The sequence below is a fragment of the Pseudomonas sp. REP124 genome (assembly GCF_020164475.1).
Classification (GTDB): domain Bacteria; phylum Pseudomonadota; class Gammaproteobacteria; order Pseudomonadales; family Pseudomonadaceae; genus Aquipseudomonas.
In genome coordinates, this window is the sequence record NZ_JAIQWX010000013.1 from 1 (window position 1) to 18,469 (window position 18,469).

An 18,469-nucleotide genomic window follows, 5' to 3' on the forward strand; every position below is an offset into this window, starting at 1 on the left:
CGAGCCTGCTCGCGATTGAGTGCGCAGCACTCACAAGGCTTAAGCATCCGCCGCCTCCAGCGGAATCCGCCCGCTGGAGCAGGTGGCGGTTTCGTTGCGGTAGGCGAAATACAGTTTGCCGCGGGTCGGGTCGAAACGCAGGTGCAGCTGGATTTCATCCCCCGGACGCACCAATTGCTGGAACTTGAGGACCTCCATGCCGGCGAATTTCGGCGGCAAGTTCATCAGTTGCTGGCCCAGGTTCATCGCCCACTCGACCTGCACCACACCGGGCAGTACGGGGACTCTGGGAAAGTGTCCGCTGAAATAGGCGAGGTCCGGCGGGATGGCCAGTTGCAGGCTCCATTCTCCATCGGTTTCGGTCTGCTCCAGCACCTGCGGCGTCTGGGGACGCGGCGCCAACAGCAGGGCTTCGACTTCGGCCTGGGGCAGTTTGCCCTGGGCGTTCAGCGGCAATTGCCGCAGCAGGCGCCAGCGCCGAGGCAGGGCCAAGGCTTCGCAGTGCTGGCTCAGGTGCTGGCGCAAGGTCTCGGTGAGGGCGCGCCGGCCTTGATTGCGCAAGGCGTGCAGCCCGGCTTCGCTCAATACCAGCAAAGCGCCCAATGAGGCGCGGTTTTCCTGGACGACGCCCAAACGCGCTTCGGCGACCCAGGCATGGGCCATCAGTGCTTGTTCGAGCATCGGCAGTGAGATGCGTTTTTCTTCGAGCTTGACGATCCGGTCCAGCCGTCCGAGCAACTCGAAGCGGCCATCGGCGGCGATACGCGCCGCATCGGCGGTATGTTCGACATGGTCGTCAGGCAGGTAGGGCGAGGCGATCAGTAGCGCGCCGTCACTGTCCTGGGTGAGCCGCACATCGGCGAAGGGCTGCCAGAGATCGGGGCCCTGACGCCAGGCGATGCCGCCGGTTTCCGAGCTGCCGAAGATTTCCGTCGGCCATTGATTCAGGCGCTGGTGCAGGCTCTGCGCCGCATCGGCGGGCAATGCGCCGCCGGAAGAAAACACCCGGCGCACCGCGCTCAATGCCGGCCAGTCGAGGTTGTCGCCCATCCGCTTGAGCAACGCCGGGCTGGCCACCCAGGCAAACGCGGGGTGTTCGCGGCTGGCCCGTTGCAGGTCTTCGGGAAACGCCAGTTGCTTGCGCACAAAGGTGCGTCCGGCGCACAGCGGCCACAGCACGCGAAACAGCAGGCCATAGATGTGTTGGGTGGCAACGCTGCCGATGATGCACGCCGGACCCAGGTCGGCGCCCCACAGGCGCTCCAGGGCTTCGACTTCGTTGATCAGCTGGCGCAGTGTCTTTTCGATGCGCTTGGGTTCGCCGCTGGAGCCGGACGTGCACAGGCTCAGGGTGCAGCGATCCGGATCGAGTTCAGCAGCGTTCAGCGGAGGATGCTGGAAGTCATGCAGATGCGCATCGCCGGCCTGATCGGTCAGCCACAGGTCGACGTCATTCGACCAGCGCTGGCGTGTCTGGGGTTGCAGGTCGGACGGCAGCAACACGCTGACTTCCGCACGCCAGGCGCCGAGCAGGGCGTTCGCCAGATCGGCGGCATCTTCCAGGTGCACGGCAATGCGCCGCACGCCACGGGATTGCAGGCCGGCGGCGAGACGCAGGGCCTGTTCGCACAGTTGCCCGTGATTCAAGGCCGGTGCGGTCGCGACGACCCGCTCCGGCCGGGCCTTGAGCAACAGCTGCTCAAGTCTTATCCAATTCATATACGGCCTCGTACCCGTATTCGTATGAGCAACTCAACGGCAAACATCAGGCCGATCAATCCGTAGGAAATCAGCCCGGTGTAGACCATCCACCAGCTCAACGGCGCCCACAGCGTCAGGGCGGCCGCGCACAAACCATTGCACAGAAAAAACACGCTCCAGGCGATGGTCACTTGGCGCGTGTAGCGAATGCCCTCGTCCGGCAGATCCGGTTCACGCACACGGGCCAAGCGTTCCACTACCGGCGGGCCGTACACCAGGCTGCCGCCGAACAGCGCCAGCATGAAGGCGCTGATCAGCACCGGGTACCAACGCAGCAGCGCCGGGTTGTCGAACAGCGCCAGCAGCAGGCAGAACACGATCGCCACCGCGGCCATCCACAGGCTGCCGGGACGGCGCTTGCCGGTCAGCACCCGGGCCAGCCACAGGCTGCCCAGCAGCAGGCCGAACTGCCACGGGGCGAAGTGCTCCATGCCGAAATACACCGCGAAGGGGTAGAGCAGGCCCGCCAGCAGCAGGCCGAGGCCGATCAGTCGACTCATGCGGCCGGTTGAACCAGGCGGTAGACCGCCTCGACCACATCACTGACGGTACGCACCGATTTGAATTCCTCGGCGGCGATTTTCTTGCCGGTCTGACGTTTGATGTGATCGATCAGGTCGACCGCATCGATGCTGTCGATTTCCAGGTCCTGATACAGGTTGGATTCGAGACTCACCCGCTCAGGGTCCAGCTCGAACAGCTCGACCAAGGCATCGCGCAATGTGTTGAAAATGTCGTCACGAGTTTGCATGGTCCGGTCTCAAGCTGCCTGTTTTGCAGTGACGAACGCCGCGAGGCTCGCCACGTTGCTGAAATGGTTGCGGGTGTCCTTGGCGTCGGCGTCGATTTTGATGCCGTACTTTTTCTGGATGGCCAGGCCCAATTCCAGGGCGTCCACCGAGTCCAGGCCCAGGCCTTCGCCGAACAGCGTCTGCTGGTCGCCGATGTCTTCGGCGCTGATGTCTTCCAGGCCCAGGGCCTCGATGATCAGGTTTTTGATGTCCCGGTTCAGGCTATCGGTGTTCAGATCGCTCATCTTCGGCGAGCTCCTTAATAAAGTAAGAATGCAAATAATCGTTGAGCTTGCGTGAGGCCTGAGGGGCCGGGCCCAGCTCGGCGAAAGCCTGCGGGTCTATATCGGCGCCGACACGGAAACTGAAGTGCACGCGGCGTTTGGGAATGCGGTACCAGGGCTCGGCCTTGGTCAGTGTGGTCGGGCTGACCTTGATCACCACGGGGGTGAGGATTCTCGCACCGCGCAGGGCAATGGCCGCGCCACCCCGATGAAAGGCCGGCGCCTCGCCCGGCTGGGTGCGGGTGCCTTCGGGGAAGATGATCAGGGTCTGGCCGCTTTTCAGGGCGTCGGCGGCGGCATCGAGCATGTCCATGCTGCCATCGTTGCTGATGTATTCGGTCCGGCGCAGCGGGGCGCGGGTGAAAGGGTTGTCCCAGAGGCTTTGCTTGACCACGCAGTTGGCGTGGCGCACCAGGCCGATCAGAAACACCACGTCGATCAGGGACGGGTGGTTGGCGACGATCATCTGGCCTGGCTTGCCGAGTTTTTCAGCGCCCTGAATGTCGTAGGTCAGCACGCCGGCACGGGCCATGAAGCGGATGAAAAACCAGAAGCAGCCACTGACGGTTCGCCGCGCGCGCAACCGATGGGTGGCGGCGTCGCCCGGCAGGCAGCTCAACAACGGAAAAACCACCAGGCGCAGGCACAGCCCGCCCAGCCCGAAAAGGGCAAAGCTTGCGGCGGTGGCCAGCAGGCGCCAGTAATAGGCGTCGCGGGTTTTCTCGGTCATGGCTTGCGTTGCCAGGTCCATACACGATTTTTCCAGGCATGTTGGCAGGTGGTCTGCTGGCCCAGCAGTGCGCGCAGAAGATTCAACGCGTGCGGCCATCGGGGTTTGGACAACGCATCCGTGGGCCTGTTCATGGACAGCTGCCAGTCATTGCCGGGAGTTATCAACAGGCCGACAGCGTAAGGAAAGGGCACGTCGTCGATCCAGGTCGAGTACGCCTCAGGTGGCTGCTCCTCGGTAACCACCAGCAACACAGCCGGCGCGCCTTCATCGAGCAGGGCAGCGGCTTCCAGCATGCCGTGCTCAAGGCCATCACCGGCGGCGGCCAAAGCGGTCATTTCGCTGGTTTCGCCGCGCATGATCGACCACAGGCCGATGATCGCGTTATGCACTGACAGGCTGAACTGGGTCGGCGACAACGGCTGGTCGGCTGCCAGATCGCTGAGGATATCGACGGTACGCGGGGTTTCGCCGTGGCGGGATACGAAGACCAGTGGCAGTCCCTGATGGCCCTCGGCCAATGGCCAGCCGACGCTGAACGCCATCCGTGCCAGTCGACTCAGGCGCCGGCGTTGCATGGCGGGCAGAAATGATACGTCCGGTGCGGCATCGCTGACCGGCAACTCGACCGGTTGCCGGCTCCAGGCCTGCCAATCGTCCACGCTTTCGAGCCCCGGGGCCCACGCGCGCCATTGGGCGATGTTGAAATTGATCACAGACCTTCATCCCGCCCCTGGAGGGCTTGTTTGACGCGGCAAGTGGCGGTTAACCACGACTCGCTCTGCGTGGCGCCTGGCGCAGAGTGCTGCGCATTATCCCGGTGCCGGGAACGTGTAGCAAATGCTGGTTACATTTTGCACAGTGGGTGGCAATGCTCGGTTCGCAAAAATCGAACGTTTGCGAATTATTCACATGGTCACTGGTCCGTCTGTCGGCTCCGTCCGAGGCGGATAGAGGTGTTTGCCGCTTTTTCCGCGGGATATTTCCGATGACCCTGTAGTCCCTGGATTTGCGGTCTAGCTAAGCCATGCCATGGACCACTACACTCGGTCATTCTTTGATACACGGAGGTTTAGACATGCGGCGCGTGGTGTTCAATCAGAAAGGTGGCGTGGGCAAGTCCAGCATTGCCTGCAATCTGGCGGCGGTCAGCGCCAGCGAGGGCTATCGCACCCTGTTGGTGGATCTCGATGCCCAGGCCAACTCCACCCAATACCTGACGGGGCTCACCGGCAGCGATATTCCGATGGGAATCGCCGACTTTTTCAAGCAGACCCTGTCTTCCGGGCCTTTCTCCAAAAAGAATCAGGTCGACATCTACGAAACCCCGTTCGACAACCTCCACGTCATCACCGCCACGGCGGAACTTGCGGACTTACAGCCCAAGCTCGAGGCCAAGCACAAGATAAACAAGCTGCGTAAGTTGCTGGAAGAGCTGGACGAGGATTACGACCGCATCTATCTCGATACGCCGCCGGCGCTGAATTTTTATGCGGTTTCGGCGCTGATTGCCGCCGATCGCGTATTGATTCCCTTCGATTGCGACAGTTTCTCGCGCCAGGCGCTGTACGGTCTGCTGGCGGAAATCGAAGAGTTGAAGGAAGACCACAACGAAGAACTGGCGGTCGAAGGGATCGTGGTCAACCAGTTCCAGGCCCGCGCCAGCCTGCCTCAGCAAATGCTCGACGAACTGATTGCCGAAGGTTTGCCAGTGCTACCGGTGTACCTGGGCAGCTCGGTGCGCATGCGCGAATCCCACCAGGCCAACACGCCGCTGATCCACCTCGATCCACGGCACAAACTGACGCAGCAGTTTGTCGAGCTGCATAACCTGCTCGAAAACGCCTGAAAATCTTCAGATCGCAGCCGGCCACAGGCTGCGATCTCTTCAATGCTGAATCAGATCCCCTGGCTACGCAGCCAACTCATCAACTGCGGCAACGGAAACGCACCGCTCTGGCGTGCCACTTCCCGCCCGTTCCTGAACAGAATCAGGCTCGGAATCGAACGAATCCCCAATTGGGCCGACAACTGCTGGTTCGCCTCGCTGTCCAGCTTGGCCAACCGACACTTGCCCGCTAACTGCCCGGCCGCCTGCTCGAACACAGGCGCAAACGACTTGCATGGCCCGCACCAATCCGCCCAAACATCCACCAGCAACGGCAGATCACCCTTGATCTGACTGGCGTAGTCGCCCTGATTCAGTTCGAAAGGCTTGTTCAGCAAGACCTCGGCCTTGCAGCGACCGCACTTGGGATGATCACCCAGGCGCTCGGCGGGGATGCGGTTGAGGCCGTTGCAGTGAGGGCAGGGGATTAGGAGTGGGTCGGTCATGGGTAAGGTCCTGATGGAAAGCCGGTCGATGCTATTTGGAGACGTTTACTCATATTTTCAATCGCTGGACGGCGCACAGCCTATCTAGGCTGGAGAGGTCGACGCATCATCAGTCGGTAAAAGTATCGCAGTTTGCGATACATGCATTTTGTGTTTAACTCATCCATAGCAAAGTGCGATAAGGAAATTGCATGCGTGTGTTCACTGAAAAGCGGATTCGGGAAGCAAAAGAAAAATGGCCACATGCGGCGACGGCAATCGATCACTGGTACAGATTGATCAAGCGCAACAACCCTGGTGATTTTGCTGCCATGAAATCGCTGTTTGCTGCGACCGACAAGGTCGGTGACCTTCATGTATTCGATATCGGAGGCAACAAGCTGCGCTTGATCGCATTTGTCCGATATCGACATCAGAAGCTGTACATCAAGGACGTACTGGATCATCGCGAATACGATCGAGGCAAATGGAAGGAGGGAAAACAATGAGTGCACTGATCAAACAGGCAGCCGAGCATTGGGAGTTTGTTGCACCACTGCTGCGCAAGCCGAAAAACGAAGATGACTACGACAGGCTGGCTCTGGCGCTCGATGAGTTGTTGGAGATAACTGGCGACAATGAATCGCATCCACTGATGAGCCTTGTGGACATCATTGGCGACTGGATCGAGGAGTGGGATCACAAGCATCACCCCATGTCCGAATGCAGTGGTGTCGAGGCTCTTGCTTACCTGATGCGTGAACACGGCCTGACCCAGAGTGATCTGCCTGGCGTAGGCCCCCAATCGGTTGTTTCGGAGATCCTGAGCGGCAAGCGTCAGCTCAACCTGCGGCAGATCCGCTGGCTGGCCGAACGCTTCGGTACGTCTTTGGAGACCTTTATCTAGGCAGCGTCAGGAAGAACAACTGATCTCCAAATGCTTGCCCCACTCCGGCGGCCGCTGCGCATAGCTCTCCATCCCAGGCTGTTCCACGAACGGATTGCTCAACACCGCATGCAGCCGGCGGACTTCCTCGTAGTCGCCATTTTCTGCAGCGTCGATGGCGTTTTGTGCCAGGTAGTTGCGCAGGATGTACAGCGGGTTGACCGCGTGCATCCGGGCGCGGCGTTGTTCCTGATCGAGTTCGCCTTCGCGGGCCACCCGAGCGATGTAGAGCTCGCCCCAGGCATCGAAGCCCTTGAGATCGACGAAGTCGTCGCGCAGGCGAGCGATTGCCGCTTGTGGGGACTCTTCGCCCAGCCTGCGGAAGAACAGGCTGTAGTCGACGCCGCTGTTCTGCATCAGTTGCAGCAGCTGTTCCAGCAGGGTCTGGTCGTCTTCTTCGGCGGTGGTGAGGCCCAGGCGGCGGCGCATCAGGTCCAGGTACTGGGCCTGGAACAGCGGCAGGTACAGGCCGAGGGTTTGGCGCAGGGCCTCGACGCTGATGAACGGCGTCAGGGCCTGGGCCAGGGCGCTGAGGTTCCACTGGCCGATCGGCACCTGGTTGCTGAAGGAGTACCGGCCCCGATCATCGGAATGGTTGCAGATGAAGTTGGCGTCGAAGTCGTCGAGGAAGGCGAACGGGCCGAAGTCGAAGGTAATCCCCAGAATCGACATGTTGTCGGTGTTCATCACGCCGTGGCAGAAGCCATAGGCCTGCCATTTGGCGATCAGCTCGGCGTTGCGCTCGACCACTTCGCGGAACATCGCCAGATAAGGTTCCGGCTGCTCGAGGCATTCCGGGAAATGCATGGCGAGCACATGGTCGCCGAGGGCTTTCTGCAACTCGGGACGCTTGGTGTAGTAGAAAAACTCGAAATGACCGAAGCGCACATGGCTCGGCGCCATGCGCAAAACCATGGCTGCGCGTTCCTGCTTCTCGCGCCACACCGGGGTGTCGGAGCCGATCACGCATAGCGCCCGGGTGGTCGGGATATTCAGCGCATGGAGAGCTTCGGAGGCGAGGAATTCGCGGATCGAGGAACGCAGCACCGCGCGTCCGTCACCCATGCGCGAAAACGGTGTCTGCCCGGCACCCTTCAGGTGCAGGTCCCAGTGCTCGCCGGCCTCGTTGTACACCTCGCCCAGCAATAGACCGCGCCCGTCGCCCAACTGCGGGTTGTAGGAGCCGAACTGATGCCCGGAATAAACCATCGCCCGCGGGATCGCGTCGGCCCATAGCTTGTGGCCGCTGAACAGCTCGGCGAATTCCGGGGTTTCGGCCACGGCCGGGTCGAGATCCAGCAGCGCCATGGCGGCGGGGCTGGCGACGACCAGGCGTGGATTGTCGATCGGCTCGGGCAGGACGTGGGCGGAAAATGCATCGCCCAGGCGGTCGAAGCGGTTATCGAAGGTCAGTTCGTCGAGGGCTTTCAAAGGCCGTCTCCAGCAGAATGTCCGAGCATTCTGCTGGGGAATGGCCGCTTAGTCGAGTTTGGCGGCAGGCGGTGCGAGCGGCGGTTGCTTGTCATCGTTGAGAGGCACGATGGTTTTCGCTTCCGGTTCGATCGGCACCATCTTGTATTCCTGGCCGTGCAGGTTCTTGAGGTAGACCTCCATCTGGCGGAACGAGATGTTGATGTGCTGCTTCTTGAACTCGCGGTTGATGAAGCGGTTCACTTCGTCGAGAACCGGGTTGCGGTCGCCAAGGTCGCGCACGTGCATGCGCAACTCGTGGTCGAGGGTGCTTTCGCCGAAGTTCAGGAAGTACACGTGCGGCTCCGGCTCCTTGAGCACCCGCGGGTTTTCCCGCGCGGCCTTGAGCAGCAGTTCCTTGACCAGATCCAGGTCCGAGCCGTAATCCACACCGAGCTTGAGCGTCACCCGGGTGATGGTGTCGGTCAGGGACCAGTTGATCAGTTGCCCGGTGATGAACGTCTTGTTCGGAACGATGATGTCCTTGCGGTCGAAATCGGTGATGGTTGTGGCGCGGATGCGGATCTTGCTCACCGTGCCCGACAGGTTGCCGATGGTGATGGTGTCGCCGATCCGCACCGGGCGTTCGAACAGGATCATGATGCCGGAGATGAAGTTGGCGAAGATTTCCTGCATGCCGAAACCCAGGCCGACCGACAGCGCTGCCACCAGCCACTGCAACTTGTCCCAGCTCACGCCAAGGGTCGACAGGGTCGAGACGAAGCCGACACCGGCAATGACGTAGGACAGCAACGTCGTCGTCGCGTAGGCGCTGCCCTGGGCCAGGTCGAGCTTGGACAGCACGAACACTTCCAGCAGGCCCGGCAGGTTGCGCGCCAGGGCGAAGGTGATGCCGATGATGATCAATGCGCCGAGCATGTCGCCGATGCTGATCGGCACCATGCTCATGTTGGCGCCGGTGCCGCTGGTGTATTCGTAGAGGGTGACGTTGTCCAGGTACGAGAACACCGTGATCAGGTCGGCCCAGACCCAGTACAGCAAGGCCATGAAGCCGCCGAGCAGGGCCAGACGGATCAGACGCAGGGACTGTTCGTTGACCTTCTCGATGTCCATGGTCGGTTCTTCGATGATCGCTTCGCCGTCGCCGGCTTCCTTCGCGGCCTGGCGTTTGGCCAGGGCGCGCTGGTAGGCCAGGCGGCGTGCGGCGACGCTGAGGCCGCGCACGAAGGTGGCTTCGATCACCAGCCAGAACATCAGCAGGTACAGGGTGTTGATCAAGCGGTCGCTGAGTTTCAGCGCGGTGTAGTAGTAGCCGAAGCACACCGCCACGAACAGCGCCACCGGCAGGGCGGTGAACATCAGGGCCACCGCCTTGCGGAACAGCGGCGCGGTCTCGTGGGTCGGGCTGCTGAACAGCAGGCGGCCGAGCAGCCAGGTCATCAGGGCGTAGCAGATAAGCACCACCGGCATGCCCAGCACGTCGTCGGCCAGTGCCGCCGGTTGCAGTTCGGCAACCGCCACCACGGCAACCAGGGCCATCACCACCATGCCGAGCCGGCGGACCCAGCCGCGAAGGAATTCGACCTGCGGCTTCTCCCAACGGAAATGCAACTCCGCCACGCCGCCCGGCGCCAGCACCCGGTAGGCGGTGTAGAACACCAGCCATGCCTGGGCCATCTGCAGCAAGGCCGCACCCATGTTGGCGTTCTGCCCGCGGGCGTCGATCTGCAGGGCCAGGCCGCAGAGCGCCAGGCCCAGCGACACCGGCATCGCCAGCAGAATATTGATCAGGATCGCCTGCGGGGTGTGCCACTGGCTGTCGCGCTTGAAGTGGCCGATATCCTGGTGAACCTTGTTCAGGCGCGAGTACAGCTGCTTGCGGCGCCACAGCAGGGCACCAATCAGCAGCGCCAACGGGAGGAACAGCAGGGGACGCTGGGTCAAACCGTCGGTCAGCTCGCTCAGGCTGGAGGCCAGGGGCAGGGTATCGATCTGGCGCATCAGGCGATCCGGCACGGCGCGGATCCATTCAGGATCGATGGGCTTGTTGCTCGGAATCCAGAACATCTGCTCATCCAGCGTCGCCCGCAGGCTTTGCGCGGTGCTGAGCAATTGCTTCTGATTGAGTTGCAGGGTGATGGATTCGTTGAGCACCGCGCTCAGCTCGCGGTTCAGGCGCTCCAGCAGGTCGGCGCGCGTGGTCGCCAGTTCCAGCAGGCTTTTGCGCAGCTGCGGGGTGACTTGCTCGGGTGGCTGGCTGGACAGCAGGTTGTCGACGTAAGTGGCCGGGTTGCTGAGCAACTCGCGCTGCTGGCTGACTTCGAACTGATACAGGCGAATGTCGGCGATCTGGTCGGCCAGATCCTTGTCGACCTTCAGGCGCGGCAGGGCTTGTTTCTGCTTATAGAGAATCTTTGACAGCAGCAGGCTGCCCTTGAGCACGTTGATCTGTTCGTCCAGGGCCGAATCGCTCTGGGTCACGCTGTCCAGTTGCTGCTTGGTCTGCAGGTTCTGCTGGGTTACTTCGTTGAGACGGTCGGTGCTCTTGAGCAGGTAGTCGGAGAGCTTGAGGTTCAACGCGCTCTCGGTGGCCAACAGGCTGCTGCCGCCGGCCTTCTGCGCTTCGATGGACTGCTGGGTCACCGTCTCCTGAGACTGCGCCAGACGCTTCTGGTTGATCAGGGTCTGCAGCTCCTGGATTTCCTGATCCAGGCGGTCGGAGCGTTCCGAGAGCAAATCATGCTGGCTGTTGCCCAGGTCTTGCAGTTGGGTGTTACCGGCCAGTTCCTGACGACGCAGCGGGATCAGCGCGTTGAGAGCCACAAGTTCGGCGTTGAGCTGGTCGCGCTGCTCAGGACTCAGGGTCTTGCCGCCGTCCTTGCCGGCCTTGAGGATGTTGTTGATCTGTTGGATGCGGGTCTGGCTGGTGGCGATTTCCGCCTGGGCGCGCTCGGGGCGAGTCTGGGAGGTGATGACCAGGGTATTGGCGTCGGCCAGGGCCTTTTGCAGATCGCTTTGCTGGGTCGCGCGCTCGGTGAGCATTTGCTCGAGCTGCTGGATCGACTCCTTGGTAAAGCGTTGCGAGACCGGCACCACGGGACTGGCCTTGAGGCGGGTCAGCTCGCGCTGGTTCTCGATGGTCTGCTTGGGCGCGGCCGCCAGTTGTTGCTTGAGATCGTTGAGTTTCTGCTCGTAATCGCGGCGGTTGTCGAGCTGGGTCAGCGTGCCTTGCAGCACGGACTGCAGGGCCTTCTGATCAGCCTCCGCCAGCTTGCGGTCGGCGATCTTGTCCAGACTCGTCTGCACGGATTCGCGGGTGGGTGGTTCGGCGGCTTGCAGCGTGCCGACAGAAAGACTCAGCCCCAGCAGAACCAGGGCAAAAAAGGTGCGCAGACTTGACATAAAGACCGATCGAAGTACGAGGCGAAGAATGAAGTTTAGAGGAAGAGTCCGGGACCCGGGCGACTTCCTTCGGGGAATCTGACGCCCACTTTGCCGATCTTGTTCCCGTCCATGACCGCGACGGTCCAGATGGTGTTGTTCCATTCCACCTGGTCACCGACCACCGGCGCGCCCCCCACTTTCTGGGCAATGAAGCGGGCCAGGGACATGTCCGGATCGATGCCTTCGACCTTCAACCCGTACAGGGCAGCAACCGCGGCCAGCTGGGCGTCTCCTTCGAGTACGAAGTCGCCGAAGAAGCGCAAATCGAGGCCCCGTTGCGGCGCCTGGCTGAACAGTTTTCCGAGGGCCGCGAGGTTGTGTTCATGGCCGATTACGCACAGTAAATCATCGACTTCCAGCACCGTACTACCCGACGGATGGAGCAGTTGCTGGCCACGAAACAGGGCCGCGATACGGGTGCCTTCGGGCATTTTCAGCTCGCGAAGGGGTGAACCGATGCACCATTTTTCAGCGCCGAGGCGATAAACGAACAGCTCCCATTCGCTGGTCACGTGCACTTCCAGCGCCGAGCGGGAAATGGGGGCGGGCTCCGGCGGAACCGTCACCTTCAACAGCTTGGCGACCCACGGCAGGCTCGTGCCCTGCACCAGCAGCGACACCAGCACGATAAAGAAGGCGAGGTTGAAGTAGAGCTGGGCTTGAGGCAGGCCCGCCATCAGCGGGAACACCGCCAGAATGATCGGTACCGCGCCGCGCAGACCGACCCAGGAAATAAAAGCTTTCTCGCGCCCGTGGAACGCCTTGAACGGCAGCAGGCCGACCAGTACGGAGAGCGGGCGGGCAAACAGGATCATCCACAGCGCCAGAGCCAGGGCGGGCAGCGCGATCGGCAGCAGATCGTGGGGCGTGACCAGCAGCCCAAGCACCAGGAACATGCCGATCTGTGCCAGCCACGCCATGCCGTCGAGCATGTGCAGGATGCCGTGGCGGCTGCGCACCGGGCGGTTGCCGATCACCAGACCGCACAGGTACACCGCGAGGAAACCGCTGCCGTGCAGGGCGTTGGTCAGGGCAAACACAACAAGGCCGCCGGCAATGACCAAAATCGGATAAAGACCGGCGGCCAGATTGATACGGTTGACCAGTTGCAGCATCAGCCAGCCGCCGCCCAGACCGATGACGCCGCCGATGCCGAACTCGCGCAGCAAGTGGGTCAGCAGACTCCAGTGCAGGCCTGTTTGGCCGCTGGCGAGCATGTCGATCAGGGTCACGGTGAGGAACACCGCCATCGGGTCGTTGCTGCCGGATTCGATTTCCAGGCTGGCCGTGACCCGTTCATTCAGGCCCTTGCCGCCCAGCAGCGAGAACACCGCCGCGGCGTCGGTGGAGCCGACGATGGCGCCGATCAGCAGGCCCTGAATCATGTTCAGGTCGAACAGCCAGGCGGCGGCCATGCCGGTCAGCCCGGTGGTTATCAGCACCCCGACCGTGGCCAGCGACAGCGCCGGCCATAACGCCACGCGGAAACTCGAGACCCGGGTGCGCAAGCCGCCGTCGAGCAGGATCACCGCCAACGCCAGGTTGCCGACCAGGTAGGCCGTCGGGTAGTTATCGAAGATGATGCCGCCGCCATCGACGCCGGCCGTCATGCCCACGGCCAGGATGATCACCAGGATCGGGATGCCCAGACGGGAGGAAAGTGAGCTCACCAGAATGCTTGCACCCACCAGCAACGCGCCGATCAAGAACAGGCTGTTGATGGTCGTCGCATTCAAAGGCAGTACTCCGGAAAGCTGAAAGACGGGCACAAACTGACCATGCAGTCTGCGTGCCAGCGATTCTAACCTGTTGAAATGTGATGCTGTCAAAAAGCTTTTTTGCGAGTGCCGGTATCACAAGCCCTGTGGGTTCTGTGGCGAGGGGGCTTGCCCCCGTTGGACTGCGCAGCAGTCCCATTTTTTTGGGGGCCGCTACGCAGCCCAACGGGGGCAAGCACCCTCGCCACAGGGTGAAGCGCAAGCGTGGAGTGCTTTGGCGACGAAGTGCAGGAACCAGATCCGCCAATCACAGTCTCTAAAGTTCGCGAGAAAGCTCACTGGCCAGCAAAATCAAGGCCTTGCGCCTGTTTAACCCTGGCATCCCCGGTGACTTTTCTTTATCGTACGCGCCCTTTGAAAATGCCTGGAAAATCAAAATGTTGGAAGCATCCCTAAGCCAATTGGAACAGCTGGTCAGCGACCTGGTACAACAGAATCAGACCCTGCTCGGCAGCAACCAAGCCCTGAGCGCAGAACTGGCCCAGGCCAAGGATGAAAACGAAAGCCTGCAGCTGAGCCTGATGGAACAGGAAGAGAAACAAGGCGCCACCACCGCGCGCATCCAGGCCCTGGTCGAGCGTGTCAGCGCAGGCCCCGTTAGCGCATGAGTTACGGTCCTGGGGTAAAAGTCGTCTCGATTCTGGGGGAGGACTATTCGATCAAGGCGCCGGAAGGTGAAGAGCAGACCCTGCTCGACGCCGCATTGATGCTCAAGGCAGCCCTGGCCGAAACCAAAAAGAAGTACCCGACCCTGATCGGTGACCGACTGTTGGTGCTGGCTGCGATGAACCTGTGTTCCCAGCAGATCGAAATGAAGAAGCAGCACAAACTCGAACTCGACCGTTACCAAGAGCAAGTCAGCGCCACGGTTGAAGTGATTTCCAAGACGATCAATCAGGCCTGATCGGCTTTGCGCACAACCAAAGAATAAATTGTCGAACTAGTTGTATACATTCGGCATGGCTGTTGCAGTGTTTCAGCCTCTTATTCTTTGGGGGTGCTCCATGCAGTTCTGGCGACGCAGTATTCAATGGCAATTGATCCTGAGCATGGGCGCTGCCCTGCTGTTCAGCATCCTGATCGTGGTTGGCATTTATACCCTCGTGGTCAACCGTCTTGCCCAGAGTTATCTGGTCGAACAGGCGCTGCCGTCGAGCATCGAAGCGATGCGCAACGACATCGAGCGCATCCTCGTCCAGCCCCTCACCGCCGCCAAGGACATCGCCAGCAACAGCATGGTCCGCGACTGGCTGGCCAGCGGCGAAGACAGCAGCAAAACTCCCGCATTCGTTGAGTATCTGGAAGGCATCCGCGCTGAACACAAGGCGTTTACCGCGCTGATCATCGGCACCGCCACCAACCACTATTTCACCGAAAAAGGCCTGGATCGCTCGCTCAGTCGCGCCAATCCCAAGGACGCCTGGTTCTATTCCTTCCTTGATAGCAACCAGCCGCGCACCCTCAACATCGACAATGACACTGCCACCGGAGAATTGGCGCTGTTCATCGACCTGAAAGTCGAGCAGGCCGGCAAAGTCGTGGGTGTCGCCGGCCTTGGCCTGAGCATGAAAGAGCTCTCTGAGCTGATTCACAACTTCAGCTTCGGCGAGCGCGGCAAGGTCTATCTCGTGCGTTCCGACGGTCTGATCCAGGTCCATCCCGAAGCGCAATTCAGCGGCAAGCGCACCCTGGCCGAGCAGATAGGCGCCTCGGCGGCCCAAACGATCATTGGTCAAAAAACTGCCACAAACAGCAGCTTTACTCGCGATGGTGAGGACTATCTGGCCTTGAGTCTGCCATTGCGGGACCTGGGCTGGACTCTGGTGGCCGAAGTGCCACAGGCGCAGATCTATGCCGAAGCTCGCAGCGCCCTGTGGATGAGCAGCGGCATCGGCCTGGCGGTGGCGCTGGTGTGCCTGTTGCTGGTGGTATTGCTGGCCCGTGGTTTGGTGCGACCGATTCGTCAGGTAACAGCGGCGCTGGTGGCCATCGGTAGCGGTGGTGGAGATTTGACTCAACGGTTGGATTCCAGCCGCGCCGATGAACTGGGCGACCTGGCACGGGGCTTCAATCGCTTCCTCGACAGCCAGCGCGGCATGATCAGCGAAGTGCTGACCACCAGCGAACAACTGCGCACCGCGGTGGGCCAGGTGGCGCGGGTGGTGGACAACACTGCCGAGCGTTCCGGGCGCCAGCAGGAAATGACCGACATGGTCGCCACCGCTGTCCACGAAATGGGTCTGACGGTGCAGGAAATTGCGCAAAACGCCGGAAACGCGGCAGTGGCTTCGCAAACGGCGCGGGATGAAGCCATGCAGGCGCGGGAAGTGGTCGGCGGCTCGATTCGTCATATCGAAAGCATGTCCGACGAAATCGGCGTCGCCGCCAGCGCCGTGGGCGAGCTGGCCGATCAAGTGGCGTCGATTGATCAGGTGCTGGCGGTGATCCGCGGGATTTCCGAGCAGACCAACCTGCTGGCGCTCAACGCTGCCATTGAAGCTGCGCGGGCCGGGGACATGGGGCGTGGATTTGCCGTGGTGGCTGATGAGGTACGGACCCTGGCCCGGCGTACTCAGTCGTCCACCGACGAGATTCAGCAGATGATCGGCAGCCTCAAACAGGGTGCGGAGAATGCCGTGTCGTCGATGCACAGCGGGCAGGCAGCCACCGGCACTGGCGTCGAGTCCAGCCAGCGCACCGGTGCGTCGCTGACCGCGATCACCGGGCAGGTAGAACGCATCAGCGACATGAACCATCAGGTGGCGACGGCGACGGAAGAGCAGTCGGCGGTGACCGAGGAGATCAACCGCAACGTGCAGGGGATCTCCGACCTGGCGCGGGCGACGGCGGGGGAGGTCAGGGCTTGTCGTGAGGATTGCCAGACTTTGCAGCGGTTGGCGGATGACCTGGCGCGGCAGATGGGTGGGTTCAAGTTGGGTTGATGTGCTAATCGGACTGACGCCTTCGCGGGCAAGCCCGCTCCCACAGGGATCTTCGGTGTTCACACAATCTGTGTTTCGCCCGAAAACCTGTGGGAGCGGGCTTGCCCGCGAATGGATTTCTGCATCACTACAAAACTTTGATCAGAACCACTCATCCTGCATGTTCAAACACACATCATCCCGCGCCTCGAGAATCGCCAGCTCATGGTGGCAAGCTGGAATCTCCCAGGTCAGGAAATACCGCGCCGCCTGCAGCTTGCCTTTATAGAAGGCCACATCCGCCGCATTCCCCTTGGCCAGCCCTTGCTCGGCACGAATTGCCTGTTCCAGCCAGCGCCAGCCGATCACCGTATGCCCGAACACCTTCAGGTACAGCGCCGAGTTCGCCAGGCTGCTGTTGACCTTGCCTTGGGCTAGGTCGGTCAGCAGGCCGATGGTCACGGTTTGCAGGCGGGCTACCAGTTTTTCCAGCGGTTCACGCAACGGTGTCAGGGACTCGAACGCTTGAGCGCGCTCGGCGGTGTCGGCGATCAGGCGGATCAGTTGCTTGAGCCCCGCACCGCCGTTCTGCGCCAGTTTGCGGCCCAGCAGGTCCAGTGACTGAATGCCGTGGGTGCCTTCGTGGATCGGGTTCAGGCGGTTGTCGCGGTAGTACTGCTCCACCGGGTATTCGCGGGTGTAGCCGTGGCCGCCGAGGATCTGGATCGCCAGTTCGTTGGCCTTCAGGCAGAACTCCGACGGCCAGGATTTGACGATCGGCGTCAGCAGATCCAACAGCTCATGGGCTTGCTTGCGCTCGGCTTCGGTCTCGAGGGTGGTTGTGTCGTCGAACAGTCGCGCCGCATACAGACCCAGGTCGAACGAGCCTTCGACGTAGGCCTTTTGCGTCAGCAGCATGCGCTTGACGTCGGCGTGCTGGATGATCGCCACCGGTGCGGTGTTCGGGTCCTTGCTGTCCGGCACGCGGCCCTGCGGGCGTTCGCGAGCGTACTCCAGGGAGTACAGGTAGCCCGCATACCCGAGCATCACCGCGCCCATGCCGACGCCGATCCGCGCCTCGTTCATCATCTGGAACATGTAGCTCAGGCCGTGGTGCGGCTTGCCCACCAGATAGCCGACACACTCACCGTTATCGCCGAAGTTCAGCGCGGTGGAGGTGGTGCCGCGCCAGCCCATCTTGTGGAACAGGCCGGCCAGCAGCACGTCGTTGCGCTGGCCCAGGCTGCCGTCGTCGTTGACCAGGAACTTGGGCACGATGAACAACGAGATGCCCTTCACCCCGGCGGGTGCGTCCGGCAGCTTGGCCAGTACCATGTGCACGATGTTTTCCGACAGCGGGTGATCGCCGCCGGAGATGAAGATCTTGTTGCCCCTCAGGCGATAGGTGCCGTCGGCCGCAGGCTCGGCGCGGGTGCGGATGTCCGACAGGGATGAGCCTGCGTGGGGTTCGGTCAGGGCCATGGTGCCGAAGAAACGGCCGTCGATCATTGGTTGCAGGAAGCGCTGCTTTTGTTCGTCGGTGCCGAAGCTTTCGATCAGGTTTGCCGCGCCCATGGTCAGGAACGGGTACGAGGTGGAGGCGGCGTTGGCCGATTGGAAATGTGCGAAGCAGGCCTGGGACAGCAGGGTAGGCAGCTGCATGCCGCCCGCCTCGAAACTGCGCGCGGCGTTGAGGAAGCCGGCTTCAAGAAAGGCGTCCACCGCCGGTTTGACTTCCGGAATAAGAATCGCCCGGCCGTCCTCGTAGCGCGGCTCGTTCTCGTCGCCCTTGCGGTTGTGCGGTGCGAAGAACTTCTCGGCGATGCTGCGGGCGGTGCCAAGGGCGGCATCGAAGGTTTCGCGGTTGTGCTCGGCGAAACGCTCACGCTGGGTCAGGCCTTCGGCATCGAGGACTTCGTACAGCTCGAAAGCCAGATTGCGGGAACTGAGCAACGTCTCGGACATGGCGGCCTACCTTTTATTGAAGTGGGCCGAGTCTAAGGTGGGGGAATGGAGGAGGTACAGGATGATTGATGAGCGTGATGGTGAGTTGCGGGCACCGCTAATCAA

The 18,469-nt window shown here is 61.6% G+C and carries 17 protein-coding genes and 1 pseudogene; 7 read left to right on the plus strand and 11 right to left on the minus strand.

Annotated features, from left to right (window positions below; translation table 11 throughout):
- Positions 1 to 39: 39 nt before the first annotated feature.
- Genes K9857_RS05350 through K9857_RS05375 form a run of 6 tightly spaced genes read right to left on the minus strand, consistent with a single transcriptional unit; the run spans position 40 to position 4,282 of the window.
- Positions 40 to 1,719, minus strand: a complete 1,680-nt coding sequence (locus tag K9857_RS05350; RefSeq protein WP_224533820.1) for an acyl-CoA synthetase family protein — start codon at positions 1,717 to 1,719, stop codon at positions 40 to 42.
- Positions 1,716 to 2,261, minus strand: a complete 546-nt coding sequence (locus K9857_RS05355; protein ID WP_224533821.1) for a hypothetical protein — start codon at positions 2,259 to 2,261, stop codon at positions 1,716 to 1,718. Before K9857_RS05355 ends, K9857_RS05350 begins: the two co-directional genes overlap by 4 nt.
- Positions 2,258 to 2,512, minus strand: coding sequence for an acyl carrier protein (locus tag K9857_RS05360; protein ID WP_007992314.1), 255 nt, complete (start codon positions 2,510 to 2,512; stop codon positions 2,258 to 2,260). The genes K9857_RS05355 and K9857_RS05360 overlap by 4 nt, the downstream gene beginning before the upstream one ends.
- A gap of 9 nt (positions 2,513 to 2,521) precedes the next feature.
- Positions 2,522 to 2,797 (minus strand): phosphopantetheine-binding protein, encoded by a 276-nt coding sequence (locus tag K9857_RS05365; protein ID WP_175375378.1) that lies wholly within the window; start codon positions 2,795 to 2,797, stop codon positions 2,522 to 2,524.
- The gene (locus tag K9857_RS05370; protein WP_224533822.1) at positions 2,775 to 3,587 is read right to left on the minus strand and encodes a lysophospholipid acyltransferase family protein; all 813 of its coding nucleotides are present in this window, start codon (positions 3,585 to 3,587) and stop codon (positions 2,775 to 2,777) included. The genes K9857_RS05365 and K9857_RS05370 overlap by 23 nt, the downstream gene beginning before the upstream one ends.
- On the minus strand, positions 3,563 to 4,282 hold the full coding sequence (locus tag K9857_RS05375) for a beta-ketoacyl synthase chain length factor (protein WP_224533823.1): 720 nt from the start codon (positions 4,280 to 4,282) through the stop codon (positions 3,563 to 3,565). Before K9857_RS05375 ends, K9857_RS05370 begins: the two co-directional genes overlap by 25 nt.
- A gap of 362 nt (positions 4,283 to 4,644) precedes the next feature.
- On the opposite strand from K9857_RS05375, the gene K9857_RS05380 reads away from it, so the two are divergent.
- A complete protein-coding gene (locus K9857_RS05380) occupies positions 4,645 to 5,415 on the plus strand; it encodes a ParA family protein (protein ID WP_224533824.1) in 771 nt (256 codons plus the stop codon).
- Between the two features lie 50 nt (positions 5,416 to 5,465).
- On the opposite strand, the gene trxC is transcribed toward K9857_RS05380, so the two are convergent.
- On the minus strand, positions 5,466 to 5,900 hold the full coding sequence (gene trxC / locus K9857_RS05385; protein ID WP_224533825.1) for a thioredoxin TrxC: 435 nt from the start codon (positions 5,898 to 5,900) through the stop codon (positions 5,466 to 5,468).
- Positions 5,901 to 6,091: 191 nt separating this feature from the next.
- On the opposite strand from trxC, the gene K9857_RS05390 reads away from it, so the two are divergent.
- Both K9857_RS05390 and K9857_RS05395 read left to right on the plus strand, forming a co-directional pair.
- A complete protein-coding gene (locus K9857_RS05390; RefSeq protein ID WP_224533826.1) occupies positions 6,092 to 6,388 on the plus strand; it encodes a type II toxin-antitoxin system HigB family toxin in 297 nt (98 codons plus the stop codon).
- Positions 6,385 to 6,786: a type II toxin-antitoxin system HigA family antitoxin gene (locus tag K9857_RS05395; RefSeq protein ID WP_224533827.1), complete on the plus strand. Its 402-nt coding sequence runs from the start codon at positions 6,385 to 6,387 to the stop codon at positions 6,784 to 6,786. The genes K9857_RS05390 and K9857_RS05395 overlap by 4 nt, the downstream gene beginning before the upstream one ends.
- A 6-nt stretch (positions 6,787 to 6,792) precedes the next feature.
- On the opposite strand, the gene selO is transcribed toward K9857_RS05395, so the two are convergent.
- From selO to K9857_RS05410, 3 genes are read right to left on the minus strand one after another with little or no spacing between them, the layout of a single operon-like run.
- Positions 6,793 to 8,256, minus strand: coding sequence for a protein adenylyltransferase SelO (gene selO, locus K9857_RS05400; RefSeq protein WP_224533828.1), 1,464 nt, complete (start codon positions 8,254 to 8,256; stop codon positions 6,793 to 6,795).
- A 48-nt stretch (positions 8,257 to 8,304) separates the two neighbouring features.
- Positions 8,305 to 11,658: a mechanosensitive channel MscK gene (gene mscK / locus K9857_RS05405; RefSeq protein WP_224533829.1), complete on the minus strand. Its 3,354-nt coding sequence runs from the start codon at positions 11,656 to 11,658 to the stop codon at positions 8,305 to 8,307.
- Positions 11,659 to 11,693: 35 nt separating this feature from the next.
- Positions 11,694 to 13,436, minus strand: coding sequence for a potassium/proton antiporter (locus tag K9857_RS05410; RefSeq protein WP_224533830.1), 1,743 nt, complete (start codon positions 13,434 to 13,436; stop codon positions 11,694 to 11,696).
- Positions 13,437 to 13,855: 419 nt separating this feature from the next.
- On the opposite strand from K9857_RS05410, the gene K9857_RS05415 reads away from it, so the two are divergent.
- The 4 genes and pseudogenes from K9857_RS05415 (at position 13,856) to K9857_RS30495 (ending at position 16,420) form a co-directional block, all read left to right on the plus strand.
- Positions 13,856 to 14,086 carry a hypothetical protein gene (locus K9857_RS05415; RefSeq protein ID WP_224533831.1) on the plus strand — a complete coding sequence of 77 codons (231 nt, stop codon included), beginning with the start codon at positions 13,856 to 13,858 and terminating at the stop codon, positions 14,084 to 14,086.
- On the plus strand, positions 14,083 to 14,382 hold the full coding sequence (locus K9857_RS05420) for a cell division protein ZapA (RefSeq protein WP_224533832.1): 300 nt from the start codon (positions 14,083 to 14,085) through the stop codon (positions 14,380 to 14,382). The genes K9857_RS05415 and K9857_RS05420 overlap by 4 nt, the downstream gene beginning before the upstream one ends.
- A gap of 145 nt (positions 14,383 to 14,527) precedes the next feature.
- Positions 14,528 to 15,553, plus strand: a pseudogene (locus K9857_RS30490) (cache domain-containing protein); the annotation flags it as partial.
- A 135-nt stretch (positions 15,554 to 15,688) separates the two neighbouring features.
- Positions 15,689 to 16,420: a methyl-accepting chemotaxis protein gene (locus K9857_RS30495; protein ID WP_411961546.1), complete on the plus strand. Its 732-nt coding sequence runs from the start codon at positions 15,689 to 15,691 to the stop codon at positions 16,418 to 16,420.
- A 141-nt stretch (positions 16,421 to 16,561) separates the two neighbouring features.
- Here K9857_RS30495 and K9857_RS05430 read toward each other — a convergent pair whose 3' ends face one another.
- Positions 16,562 to 18,364 (minus strand): acyl-CoA dehydrogenase, encoded by a 1,803-nt coding sequence (locus K9857_RS05430; protein ID WP_224533834.1) that lies wholly within the window; start codon positions 18,362 to 18,364, stop codon positions 16,562 to 16,564.
- Positions 18,365 to 18,469: the final 105 nt, after the last annotated feature.

Bases quoted from the DNA above. Each gene is read 5' to 3' on its own strand.
- K9857_RS05350 (WP_224533820.1), bottom strand. From the start codon at position 1,719: ATGAATTGGATAAGACTTGAGCAGCTGTTGCTCAAGGCCCGGCCGGAG.
- K9857_RS05355 (WP_224533821.1), bottom strand. From the start codon at position 2,261: ATGAGTCGACTGATCGGCCTCGGCCTGCTGCTGGCGGGCCTGCTCTAC.
- K9857_RS05360 (WP_007992314.1), bottom strand. From the start codon at position 2,512: ATGCAAACTCGTGACGACATTTTCAACACATTGCGCGATGCCTTGGTC.
- K9857_RS05365 (WP_175375378.1), bottom strand. From the start codon at position 2,797: ATGAGCGATCTGAACACCGATAGCCTGAACCGGGACATCAAAAACCTG.
- K9857_RS05370 (WP_224533822.1), bottom strand. From the start codon at position 3,587: ATGGACCTGGCAACGCAAGCCATGACCGAGAAAACCCGCGACGCCTAT.
- K9857_RS05380 (WP_224533824.1), top strand. From the start codon at position 4,645: ATGCGGCGCGTGGTGTTCAATCAGAAAGGTGGCGTGGGCAAGTCCAGC.
- trxC (WP_224533825.1), bottom strand. From the start codon at position 5,900: ATGACCGACCCACTCCTAATCCCCTGCCCTCACTGCAACGGCCTCAAC.
- K9857_RS05390 (WP_224533826.1), top strand. From the start codon at position 6,092: ATGCGTGTGTTCACTGAAAAGCGGATTCGGGAAGCAAAAGAAAAATGG.
- K9857_RS05395 (WP_224533827.1), top strand. From the start codon at position 6,385: ATGAGTGCACTGATCAAACAGGCAGCCGAGCATTGGGAGTTTGTTGCA.
- mscK (WP_224533829.1), bottom strand. From the start codon at position 11,658: ATGTCAAGTCTGCGCACCTTTTTTGCCCTGGTTCTGCTGGGGCTGAGT.
- K9857_RS05415 (WP_224533831.1), top strand. From the start codon at position 13,856: ATGTTGGAAGCATCCCTAAGCCAATTGGAACAGCTGGTCAGCGACCTG.
- K9857_RS05420 (WP_224533832.1), top strand. From the start codon at position 14,083: ATGAGTTACGGTCCTGGGGTAAAAGTCGTCTCGATTCTGGGGGAGGAC.
- K9857_RS30495 (WP_411961546.1), top strand. From the start codon at position 15,689: ATGGTCGCCACCGCTGTCCACGAAATGGGTCTGACGGTGCAGGAAATT.
- K9857_RS05430 (WP_224533834.1), bottom strand. From the start codon at position 18,364: ATGTCCGAGACGTTGCTCAGTTCCCGCAATCTGGCTTTCGAGCTGTAC.